This is a genomic window from Nocardia sp. NPDC051030 (assembly GCF_040683015.1).
Taxonomy (GTDB): domain Bacteria; phylum Actinomycetota; class Actinomycetes; order Mycobacteriales; family Mycobacteriaceae; genus Nocardia.
The window spans coordinates 124,501-136,017 of the sequence record NZ_JBFBCD010000012.1 but is presented as its reverse complement, the minus strand read 5'-3'; the positions used below and the strand labels follow the sequence as shown (position 1 = coordinate 136,017).

The 11,517-nt window shown below is 64.9% G+C and carries 8 protein-coding genes; 6 read left to right on the top strand and 2 right to left on the bottom strand.

Going from position 1 to position 11,517, the window contains the following annotated elements; all coding sequences use genetic code 11:
* Positions 1–94: 94 nt before the first annotated feature.
* On the bottom strand, positions 95–1,006 hold the full coding sequence (locus AB0N05_RS34690) for a LysR family transcriptional regulator (protein ID WP_364702044.1): 912 nt from the start codon (positions 1,004–1,006) through the stop codon (positions 95–97).
* A 140-nt stretch (positions 1,007–1,146) separates the two neighbouring features.
* Here AB0N05_RS34690 and AB0N05_RS34685 point away from each other — a divergent pair, with 140 nt between their 5' ends.
* The 4 genes from AB0N05_RS34685 (at position 1,147) to AB0N05_RS34670 (ending at position 6,890) form a co-directional block, all read left to right on the top strand.
* Positions 1,147–2,541: an MFS transporter gene (locus AB0N05_RS34685; protein WP_364702042.1), complete on the top strand. Its 1,395-nt coding sequence runs from the start codon at positions 1,147–1,149 to the stop codon at positions 2,539–2,541.
* Positions 2,538–3,290: a 3-hydroxybutyrate dehydrogenase gene (locus tag AB0N05_RS34680; RefSeq protein ID WP_364702040.1), complete on the top strand. Its 753-nt coding sequence runs from the start codon at positions 2,538–2,540 to the stop codon at positions 3,288–3,290. Before AB0N05_RS34685 ends, AB0N05_RS34680 begins: the two co-directional genes overlap by 4 nt.
* Positions 3,287–5,263, top strand: coding sequence for an acetoacetate--CoA ligase (locus AB0N05_RS34675; RefSeq protein WP_364702037.1), 1,977 nt, complete (start codon positions 3,287–3,289; stop codon positions 5,261–5,263). The genes AB0N05_RS34680 and AB0N05_RS34675 overlap by 4 nt, the downstream gene beginning before the upstream one ends.
* A 124-nt stretch (positions 5,264–5,387) precedes the next feature.
* Entirely contained in the window at positions 5,388–6,890 is a 1,503-nt protein-coding gene (locus AB0N05_RS34670) for a DUF222 domain-containing protein (protein ID WP_364702034.1), read from the top strand.
* 656 nt (positions 6,891–7,546) lie between these two features.
* On the opposite strand, the gene AB0N05_RS34665 is transcribed toward AB0N05_RS34670, so the two are convergent.
* Complete coding sequence (locus AB0N05_RS34665; RefSeq protein WP_364702030.1) at positions 7,547–8,140, bottom strand: TetR/AcrR family transcriptional regulator; 594 nt, start codon at positions 8,138–8,140, stop codon at positions 7,547–7,549.
* Positions 8,141–8,157: 17 nt separating this feature from the next.
* On the opposite strand from AB0N05_RS34665, the gene AB0N05_RS34660 reads away from it, so the two are divergent.
* A complete protein-coding gene (locus AB0N05_RS34660) occupies positions 8,158–9,132 on the top strand; it encodes an alpha/beta hydrolase (protein ID WP_364702027.1) in 975 nt (324 codons plus the stop codon).
* Positions 9,129–11,504 carry a glycoside hydrolase family 3 C-terminal domain-containing protein gene (locus AB0N05_RS34655; RefSeq protein ID WP_364702025.1) on the top strand — a complete coding sequence of 792 codons (2,376 nt, stop codon included), beginning with the start codon at positions 9,129–9,131 and terminating at the stop codon, positions 11,502–11,504. The genes AB0N05_RS34660 and AB0N05_RS34655 overlap by 4 nt, the downstream gene beginning before the upstream one ends.
* The last annotated feature ends 13 nt before the right edge of the window (positions 11,505–11,517 follow it).

The window sequence follows — 11,517 nt, the reverse complement described above, 5'->3', positions numbered from 1 at the left end:
TGGCACATATCAGACCACAGGTTGCGGCGTCGTGTTGTGACACCGGTTTCATTCGAGGTCGGTTGCCGGACTATAGCCACTCGCCGATCGACGCTCAGCGGGCGGTGCCCATGAGCTCGGCGCGCTGGGCGCGGACCTCGGCGCGCAGGGCCTCGACCACGGCGGCCACCTCCGGTCGGCGCAGCGTTTCGGAGCGGGTGACGAGCCAGTAGGTGAGTCGCACGGCCACTGCGTCCGGGAGGATCCGGGTCAGATCGGGGTGGCGGTCCGCCATGAAACAGGGGAGCAGGCCCAGGCCCGCGGCGGCCCGGGTGGCTTCCACGTGAACGAAAACGTTTGTGGAGGAGATGGATTCGCGCATCTTGGGGGCGAAGCTGGGGGCCAGGTCCAGGTCGTCCACCTGGAGCATGGAGTCGATGAAGTAGACGAGGGGGTGGCCGGTCAGGTCGGCGATTGTGGCGGGGGCTTCGTGTTCGGCCAGGTAGGTGTCCGAGGCGTAGAGGCCGAGAATGTAGTCGCCCAGCGGGAACGCTTGGGCCCGGCCGACCTGGGGTTTGCCGACCACTACCTCGATGTCCAGGCTGGTGCGTTGCAGCGAGGCGCGGCGGGTGGCGGCGACGATTTCGACGGCGACCTTGGGGTGGTGGCGCTGGACTCCGGCGATGGCGCGGGGCGCGACGTAGGCGCTGAACCCGTCGGTCGCGGACATGCGGACCACGCCCTCGAGGGTGCGAGTGTCCGAAGTCAGTGAGCGCACGGCGGATTCGATCGCCTCGGCCGCCACCAAGGCTTCCCGCCCCCGGTCGGTCAACTCCCAGCCGCCGGAACCGCGGGTCAGGACACGACCGCCCAGTGCGTTTTCCAAGGCGGCGATGCGGCGCGAGATGGTCGTGTGGTTGATCCCGAGCTCCTCGGCGGCCGAGATGTATCGACCCGTGCGGCCCACCGCCAGCAGGACCAGCAGGTCATCGGGGTTCGGCCGGGGAGTGGCGGAGGTCACGCTCATTTCTGCATATTCGCAGATATGGGCTGCGAAGTTGGGCATTGCGGGCAGAAGTATCTGCACGAATACTCTGACGCAGTCGAATTTGTGGGCCGCATCACATCAATGAGGGGTGCTGCGGCCCGAGCGTTAGGAGTTGCGCGATGAGCGTTCGCGTTGACGAGCCCGAGCCGTCGAAAGCAGAGTCCACCACCGGGCTCGCGGGGCTGCGCCGGGTGGTGGCCGCCTCCATGGCGGGCACCGTCGTCGAGTGGTACGAGTTCTTCCTCTACGGCACCGCGGCCACCTTGGTCTTCAACAAGGTGTTCTTCGCCAAGGGGACCAGCGATCTGGACGCCATTCTCGCGGCGTTCGTGACCTATGCGGTCGGCTTCGCGGCGCGGCCGCTGGGCGGACTGGTGTTCGGGCACTTCGGGGACAAGTACGGGCGCAAGAAGCTCTTGCAGCTGAGCCTGCTGCTGGTGGGTGCGACCACCTTCCTCATGGGCTGCCTGCCGACCTTCGGCCAGGTCGGCTATCTGGCCCCGGCGCTGCTGGTGGTGCTGCGATTCGCACAGGGCTTCGCGGTCGGCGGTGAGTGGGGCGGCGCGGTTCTGCTTGTGGCAGAACACAGTCCGAGCCGCAGTCGCGCATTCTGGGCATCGTGGCCGCAAGCCGCCGTGCCGCTCGGCAATATGCTCGCCACGGTCGTGCTGCTGGTCCTGACATCCACGCTGTCGGACGCCTCGTTCCTGTCCTGGGGCTGGCGCGTCGCCTTCTGGCTGTCGGCGGTGGTGGTGCTGATCGGTTACTACGTGCGCACCAAGATCACCGATGCGCCGATTTTTCTTGCCGCGCAGAAGATCGCGGAACAGGAGAAGGCCGCCTCGATCAGTGCCATCGAGGTGCTGAAGCGGTACCCGCGCGGCGTTTTCACCGCCATGGGACTGCGTTTCGGCGAAAACATCCTGTACTACCTGGTGGTCACGTTCTCGATCACCTATCTCAAGGTGCACGTGGGTGCGAACACGAAGGTCATCCTGTGGTGGCTATTGGCCGCGCACGCAGTGCATTTCGCGGTGATCCCGCTGGCCGGACGGCTCAGTGACCGGTTCGGTCGCCGGCCGATCTACCTGATCGGCGCGCTGACCGCGAGCACCTGGGGCTTCTTCGCCTTCCCCATGATGGACAGCAAGCACAATGCGGTCATCCTCTCCGCCATCATTATCGGGCTGGTGTTCCACGCCTTCATGTACGCGGCACAGCCCGCCATCATGGCCGAGATGTTCCCGACCCGCATGCGGTATTCCGGTGTGTCCCTGGGCTATCAGGTGACCTCGATCGTGGCCGGATCGCTCGCGCCGATCATCGCGGTGCGGCTGTTGAACACCTACGGATCCTCGGTGCCGATCGCCTGGTATCTCGCCGGGGCCTGCGCGATCACGGTGGTCGCGGTGCTCTTCGTCCGGGAGACCAATGGCGCGTCCCTGTTGGATATCGACCGCGCCGATGCGGAAATCCTGGCGGCAGAAGCTGATCGGAAGGTAGTGAGTGCATGACGAAGGGTGAGCTAGCTGGGCGCACCGCCCTGGTCACGGGCGGTGCGAGCGGGATCGGGGCGGCTTGTGCGCGAGAGCTCGCCACCCTCGGGGCCGAGGTCACCGTCGCCGATATCGACGGTGTGGGAGCCAAGACGGTGGCGGCGGAGATCGGCGGAAAGGCTTGGGAAGTAGACCTTCTCGACGTCACCGCCCTCGAAGAGCTCCGCCTCGACACCGACATTCTGGTGAACAACGCGGGTGTGCAGAGCATCAATCCGATCGTCGACTTCCCGCCGGAGCAATTCCGGAAGTTGCTCGCGCTCATGGTGGAAGCGCCGTTCCTGCTCATTCGCGCGGCGCTGCCGCACATGTATGAGCAAGGGCGCGGACGGATCATCAATATCTCGTCGGTGCATGGGATTCGGGCCTCGGCATACAAATCCGCGTATGTCACCGCGAAGCACGCGCTCGAGGGGTTGTCCAAGGTGACGGCGCTCGAGGGTGGACCGCACGGCGTGACCAGCAACTGCGTCAGCCCGGGGTATGTGCGAACGCCGCTGGTGGACAAGCAGATCGCCGATCAGGCCGTCACGCATGGCATCGCCGAGGAGGAAGTGGTGGAGCGAATCATGTTGACCGAGAGCGCCATCAAGCGACTCGTGGAGCCCGAGGAGGTGGCCTCGCTGGTCGGCTGGCTCGCCTCCGATGCGGCGCGCATGGTGACCGGCGCGTCGTACACCATGGACGGCGGATGGAGCGCCCGATGATCGAGGTGACCTCGCCGGTGACGGCGGCGCAGTGGACGCCGAGTGAGAGCGATATCGCGGCGGCTCGGATCACCGATTTCACGCGATTTGTGGAGCAGCGCTTCGGCATCGACGCGCCGGACTATCAGGCACTGTGGGAGTGGTCGGTCGACGATATCGCTGGATTCTGGTGGGCGGTGTGGGAATACTTCGACCTCGGCACGATCCCGGCTGAGGTGGTGACCGGGAATGGCATGCCGGGCGCCCGATGGTTTCCCGGAGCCCAGCTGAACTACGTCGACCAGGTGGTGCGGCACGCCCGCACGGACCGGCCTGCGATCATCGCCATCAGCGAGGACACGCCACCTCGCGAGCTGTCGTGGACGGAAATGCTTTCTCGCACCGCAGTACTGGCCCGATCGCTGCGGAAGCTCGGTGTGCGGCCGGGGGATCGGGTCGTCGGCTATCTGCCGAACATTCCCGAGGCCGTGATCGCATTCCTTGCCGCCGCGAGCATCGGTGCCATTTGGAGCGCGTGCGGGCAGGACTACACCGCGACGGCCGCGTTGGATCGGCTCGGCCAGCTGGAACCGACGGTGCTGATTACCGCCGACGGCTACCGCTATGGCGGCAAGGCGCATGACAAGCGGGATGAGATAGCTTCTCTGCGTGCGGGTTTGACCAGTCTGCGCGGCACCATTGTGGTGTCCAGGCTCGGGTTCGAGGTTCCGGACGCGCTCGACTGGGACGATGCGACCGAAGCACTCGACCCGCAGGCCGCCGTTCTCGAGACCACGGCGGTGGAGTTCGAGCACCCGCTGTGGGTGCTTTACTCGTCCGGCACGACCGGCAAGCCCAAGGGCATTGTCCATGGGCACGGCGGCGTGCTGCTGGAACACCTCAAAGCCATTGCGCTGCAATCCGATATCGGAGCCGAAGACACCTTCTTCTGGTACACCAGCCCCAGCTGGATGATGTGGAACTTCCAGGTCGCCGGTCTGCTCGTCGGAGCCACCATCGTCTGCTACGACGGCAGTCCGGCATATTCGGCCCCGGATGCGTTGTGGGCCATGGCCGCTCGCATCGAGGCCACTGTGCTCGGCACCAGCCCCGGATATGTCCTCGCCTGCGAGAAGGCGGGTGCATTCCCGTCTGTGGCCCATGACCTGTCGGCCTTGCGCCTGATCGGTATCACCGGTGCGGCCCTGCCCGCCTCGTCATCCCTCTGGCTCCGCGACCACGTCGGCGCACACATCCCGGTCGCTTCGATCAGCGGCGGGACCGATGTGGTCTCCGCCTTCATCGGCGGTGCTCGCACTGTTCCGGTCTGGCCCGGCGAACTCTCCGCCCCCTACCTTGGCGTCGCCCTCGACGCTTGGGACGAATCCGGGCGGCCGGTTCGAAACACAGTGGGGGAGTTGGTAATCACCAAACCTATGCCCTCCATGCCGGTGAAATTCTGGAACGATCCGGACGGCTCCCGATACCGCGCCGCCTACTTCGACATGTTCCCGGGCACCTGGCGACACGGCGACTGGATCACCCGCACCGACCACGGCAGCATCATCGTCCACGGCCGCTCCGACTCCACCCTGAACCGCAATGGAATCCGCATGGGCAGCGCCGACATCTACCAAGCGGTGGAAGCACTCCCGGAAATCGCCGAAGCCCTGGTCCTCGGCGTTGAACAACCCGACGGCGGCTACTGGATGCCGCTGTTCGTCGTACTGCCCGCAGGACAAGAACTCACCGACGCCTTGAAGCATCGAATCACTGCCACTATCCGCGCCGAGGTATCCGCCCGCCACGTCCCCGACGAAATCATCCAAGCCCCAGGTATTCCCCACACCCGTACGGGCAAGAAGCTCGAGGTGCCCCTGAAACGCTTACTCCAGGGCGCCGATCCAACCACGGTCGTTGACCCGACTGCCGTGGATTCGCCGGAACTGTTGGCCTGGTATGCCTCCCGCCGTCCACAACCTGCCATGAAATGAGGACAAACGCCACGAATGGTTGTGGATGAACAGGCCGGTTGCGAACAACGAGATTGTCTGAATATCCGCAGATCAGATGCTGTATTCGCTTCTCTTGCTTGATCATTCGCGGTAGAATTAGCACATGAGTTCGAACCAGGAAACATCCACCGCACCGGAGGCCAGCCACCTGGCCACCGCGGTGAATGCCCTGCTCGACACCTCCCTCACCGCCCTGCCCGAAGCCGACATCACCGCACTGCTGCACGAGATCGAAACCAGCACACGCCAACTGGCCGCGCTCGGACACCGACTGCTGGTCGAAGCCTGTGAGCGGTCGCTGCCGCAGCGCGTGGGCGCGGGCTCACCGGTACGGTTCCTGGAAGAGACCCTGCGCCTGTCCCATGCCGATGCCATCGCACGGGTGAACGCCGCCAAGCACCTTGGGACTTGGCATGACGTGAGCGGGCGGGCGTTGGCGCCGATGCTCGCGCACACCGCGAACGCGCAAGCCGCCGGGGAGATCTCCGCCGATCACGCCCGGGTGATCGCGAAGATCACCGACCGGATCCCACACCTGATCCCGCGTGAAGACCGCGAAGCCGCCGAGCAGATCCTCGTGGAGTTGGCGCGCTCCGCAAGCCCGGATGACCTGGTGAAGGTCGGTGCGCGGATCCTCGATCACCTGGATCCGGACGGCACACTCACCGACGACTCCGACCGTGCTCGCCTGCGTGGGGTGGTGATCGGGCGCCAGCGTGCCGATGGCATGTCTCCGATCAAGGGTGAACTCACCCCGACCCTGCGCGCGCTGCTCGATCCGGTGTTCGCGAAGCTGGCACGCCCGGGCATGTGCAACCCGGAAGACCCGCAAAGCCCGTGGATCGCGGATGATTCGGTGCCGCGTGAGCAGGTCGAACAGGCCGCCAAGCGTGATCACCGCAGTGCCGCGCAACGCAATCACGATGCGTTGCAGGCATTGCTGCGCCCGGAAATGGGACCCACCGAACTCGGGTCTCATCGCGGACTGCCGGTCTCGACCGTCGTCACCATGTCGTTGGCCGAGTTGGAGTCCGCGGCTGGTGTGGCGACCACGGCCTCGGGTGGCACGGTATCAATTCCGGCCGCACTGAAGCTCGCGGAGAAGGCGTTGCCGTTCCTGGCGTTGTTCGATCACGCGGGTATGCCGCTGCACCTGGGACGTGGGCAGCGCCTGGCCAACCCCGCACAGCGCCTGGCGTTGATCGCCGCCGAGCGGGGCTGCACCCGGCCCGGCTGCAACGCCCCGGCCACTTTGACTGCGGTGCATCATGTGTCGGAGTGGGCCGACGGCGGCGTGACGGACATCGAGAATCTCACTCTTGCGTGCGATCACTGCCATGCCTTGGTCAACGACGGCCCCGACGGCTGGAAAACAGTGAAACTCGGTGCCGATTCGCAGTTCCCGGGGCGTACCGCGTGGATCGCACCGGCGCATATCGATCCGACCGGTACACCCAGAGTCAATCACCGCCACCACTCCAAAGAGCAGTTGGCGCTGGCGAAAGCCCGGATCCGGGTCCGCGAGGAGAGAGATGCGCGCGCGGCATGGTTCCACCGCCGAACCACCGCGCAACGCACCGCCGCGCTGGCCTGCGCCAATATCTGAACATTCCCGCATCGTCACCGCCCGTGACGCCGACACCCCCTGTCGGCGGCACGGGCGTTCGCGTTTTGCTGGGTCGGCTCGGCCTGCGGCCATCGCTGTCATTAACCGCACCGGTCAAAACCAGCGTCTCGGTCGCTCGTGTCCCAAGCGCACGGCAGTACGGATATCGCGTGGTGGCGCCGCCTGCCGTACCCGACGTTGGCTCCCCAGCCAGGAGCCGTCTCCTCTCGTCCCGGCCTGGCTGGAAGGTTGTGGTCCCGTTCCGGGACCAAACCCCAAAAGACAAGAGATACAAGACAAAAGACAAGGGCGCCTGGACGAGAAAGAGAGGAAAGAACTCGAGCACAAGACTCGAGATACCTCAGCCAGGGACACAGGGGGCGGGCATCGGCGTGTCGCAGCGTGTCGACCCGGCCTGTTCATCGAGGGGGGACATGAGCCGGGGTTTTGTCCGTTTACACCAGCCTCATGTCCCCCCTCGATGAGTTCCACCCCGCGCGCTGGGCGTGTCGGGCGGACGGTGGGGCCATGCCGGGCGTTTCGGGCTGCTCGTTGGGGTTGGTCTTTGCTCTTGTCTTGTATCTCTTGTTTTGTCCCTTCTTGTCCAGGCGTCTTTGTCTTTTGTCTTGTATCTCTTGTCTTTTCGTCTTTTCCCTCTACGAAATCGAAGCAATCAGCTCGTCGATGTACGTCCGGAACAACGCGGGCATGTCCACGTGCTCCGGGTCCAGAAGCCATTGCAGCTGAAGGCCATCCATCATCGCGAAGATCTGGCGGGCGTGGGCAGCGGTGTTGATGTCGGGGCGGAATTCGCCGTCGGCTATGCCGTCTTCGAGGACCTTGACTAGGTAGGCCTGGAGTAGGCGGTAGCGGTTGACTACCCAATCCCGCGCCGGGTGGTCGACTGTTACCGCTTCGCTGGTGACGACGGTGAAGAGTTGGACTAGGCCGGGGACGTGTTCGTTGTGTTCTACCAGTTGGACCATTTTTTGTAGGGCGGCTTTGCCTCGGAGGTTGCGGTCGAAGCCGAAGCGGTCGTAGTCGAGGCGGTCTCGGTATTCGAGGACTGCGGCCAGGAGGGCGGCTTTGTTGGGGAAGTAGTGGAGGAGGCCGGGCTGGGAGAGGCCGCAGCGTTCGGCGATTTCGGCTATGGAGGCACTGCGGTAGCCGTTGTCGGCGAAGGCCTTGAGGGCCTCGTCGATGATCTGCTCTCGGCGGGCTTCGCCTCGGGTGCGGCGTTGCGGCGTCATGAAGTGCGACAGTAGTCATGTGTAGTGAGCAGGCAAAATCCTTCCTGGGTAACGAAGGGATAACAGTACCGAGTGAGTGCTCGGTAAACTGGGGATCCGCTGGCACACTCGTGCCAGCCGTACATGGCCGTACGAGGGAAGGAATGGCGATGGCTCGGATCCCGATCACACCGATGACGTTGGGGGGCGGGGCGGGGACGCTCGCCGCGTGGGAGGCTGTGCCGCCTACGGGGGTGGAGGTTCGGGGGACCGTGGTGTTGGTGCCGGGGTTCACGGGGTCCAAGGAGGACTTCGAGGGGATGCTTCCGGTGCTGGCTCAGGCTGGGTATCGGGCGGTTGCTTATGACCAGCGGGGGCAGTGGCAGTCCGAGGGGCCGGAGGATATTTCCGGGTACACGATGGACGACTTTGTGGGGGATCTGCTGGGGGCTGTTGATCAGGTGTCGCCGGATGCGGCTGTTGAGCTTGTCGGGCATTCGTTCGGTGGGTATGTGTCGCGCGTGGCTGTGATTGCCCGGCCGGAGCGGTTCCGCAGCTTTACCCTGCTTGCCTCGGGGCCATCTTCGGTGGAGGACATCAATTTTCCGCCGCCGCAGCTGGTGGCTCAGGAGGTGGAAGCGGGTGGGCAGGAAGTCATTTGGCAGCAGATGAGTGCTGCTATCGCCAGTGGGGGGCTCGAGTTTCCGGCGGGTCGGGCCGAGTTTCTGCATACGCGGATTCTGGAGACGAAGAAGGCGAATATTCTCGGCATTCTGAAGGTGATGGAGCAGCCGCCGGTGAAGGATCCCGCCGAGCTGCGTGACGCCGGGGTGCCGCTGCTGGTTGCCTATGGCGACACCAATGATCTGTGGGCGCCGGAGGTCCACGAGAAGTTCGCTGAGCAGCTGGGGGCTAGGACGGCGGTTTTCCACGGCAGCGGGCATGTGCCGAATGAGGATGTGCCGGAACAGGTGTGCGCGGAACTGGTGAAATTCTGGAGGGAGCTGGCATGAACGAACTGATCGATGAACTGCTCGCCAAGCTGGATTTGGCGGCCAAGATCAAGCTGATTTCGGGGTCGAACTTCTTCCGGTTCGCGGGGGACTCCAGCATCGGGCTGGCTGAGATGCCGGTGTCGGATGGGCCCTCGGGGGTGCGCGGGGAGCTGTGGGACGAGCGGGATCCCTCGGTCAGCTTGCCTTCGGGGACTGCGCTGGCCGCTACCTGGGATCGTGAGCTGCTGACCGAGATCGGTGCGTTGATTGCGGCTGAGGCTCGCCGTAAGGATGTGTATGCGGTACTGGGGCCGACCATCAACTTGCATCGATCTCCGCTGGGCGGACGGCATTTCGAGTGTTTTTCCGAGGATCCCATGCTTACCGCCGAGATTGCCGACGCCTATGTGCGGGCGGTTCAGGCGCATGGCGTGAGTGCGTGCCCGAAGCATTATGTGGCCAATGATTCCGAGACCGAGCGATTTACCGCCGACGTCATTGCGGACGATCGCACGTTGCGTGAGCTGTACCTGTATCCGTTCGAGCGGTCGGTGCAGGCGGGGGCCTGGATGATCATGGCCGCTTACAACTCGGTCAATGGCACCACTATGACTGAGAACGATCTGCTCGACGAGCCGCTCAAGGGTGAGTGGGGGTTCGACGGGGTTGTCGTATCCGATTGGACCGCAGTGCGTTCCACTGGTGGCGCGGCCAAGGGGAATGATCTTGCCATGCCGGGGCCTTGGGAGCTGTGGGGTGCGCCGCTGGAGGAGGCGGTGCGGAAGGGGGAGGTGCCGGAGTCGGCCATTGACGAGAAGGTGCGGCGCATACTGCGATTCGCGGTTCGGGTCGGTGCGTTGAACGGGACGCCGCAGGAGGTACCGGCTTTCACCGATGCGGCCGCGCAGCGGGTGGTGCGGGAGGCGGCGGCCAAGGCGATGGTGTTGGCGTCGAATGATGGGACGTTGCCATTGCGGAGGGATGCGCGGGTCGCGTTGCTCGGGTCCGCTGCTGCTGAACCTCGGTTTATGGGTGGTGGTAGTGCGACAGTTATTCCGGCGCATACGACTTCGCCGCTGGCGGGGCTGTCCGAGGCGCTGACGGTGGCCTATACGCCGGGGGTGCATCTGAGCGATGCTTTGATTCCGGTGCCGCTGGATCTGGTTACCGATCCTGAGACCGGGACGCCGGGACTGGCGTTGCGGTACCTCGATGGTGAGACCGTGTTGGATGTCGAGCATCGGACTGCGGGCGGTCTCATGCTGTTCGGTAATCCGAATGCCATGGCTGCCAATGCTATCGAGCTGCGTGGGCGGCTGCGTGCGGATGTGTCGGGGAAGTGGCGGATCGGACTGGCGGGAGTCGGGACGCTGAGTCTCGAGATCGACGGCGAGAAGCTGGTCGAGGAGACCGTTCTGCCGGAGGGGAGCGATCCGGTCGAGATGCTGTTGAATCCGCCGCAGCGGTTCGCTACCCGCACGCTCGCTGAGGGTGACGAGGTGGATGTGCGCATTCAGCTGGTTCCCGCGCCGGGGCTGCCCGCCATGGGGTTGACGTTCGCGGTGGGGCGTCCTCGTCGCGCGGATGACGAAGAGTTCGCTGCCGCGGTGGAATTGGCGCGCAAGTCCGAGGTTGCGGTGATTGTGGTCGGGACTACCGAGCAGATCGAGTCCGAGGGCTTCGACCGGAAGGATCTGCGACTGCCGGGGCGTCAGGACGAGTTGGTTGCCGCCGTGGCCGTGGTGAATCCGCGGACCATCGTGGTGGTGAATTCCGGGTCGCCCGTGGAGATGCCGTGGCGGGATGATGTCGCGGCGGTGCTGCTGAGCTGGTTCCCGGGGCAGGAATTCGGGTCGGCGCTGGCGGATGTGCTGACCGGGGCGGCCGAGCCGGGTGGGCGGTTGCCTACGACGTGGCCTAAGACGATGGCCGATGTGCCGGTGTTGGATACCAAGCCGGGGGCGGACAATTCGCTGCCCTACGGGGAGGGTATTCACATTGGGTATCGGGCGTGGCTGAAATCGGGTGTGGCACCGGCGTATCCGTTTGGCCATGGGCTGGGATACACCAGCTGGGGGCTGGAAGATCTGAAGGTGTCGGGGCGTACTGCCACCGTTACCGTGCGCAATACCGGCGACCGGCCCGGTCGACAGGTGGTGCAGGCGTATCTGTCTCGCGAGAGCAGCGCCGTGGATAGGCCGGTGCGTTGGCTGGCGGGCTTCGCAGTCGTCGAGGCCGCAGCCGGTGAATCCGTCACCGCCACAATCGAACTGCCGCGACGTTCGTTCGAGCATTGGACGGCCAAGGGCTGGGCTATCGAGCCTGGGACCTTCACCCTGCACGTCGGCACGTCCGTGAACGAACTGCCGCTCACCGCCGACATCGCTTGATCGGTTCCGGGTC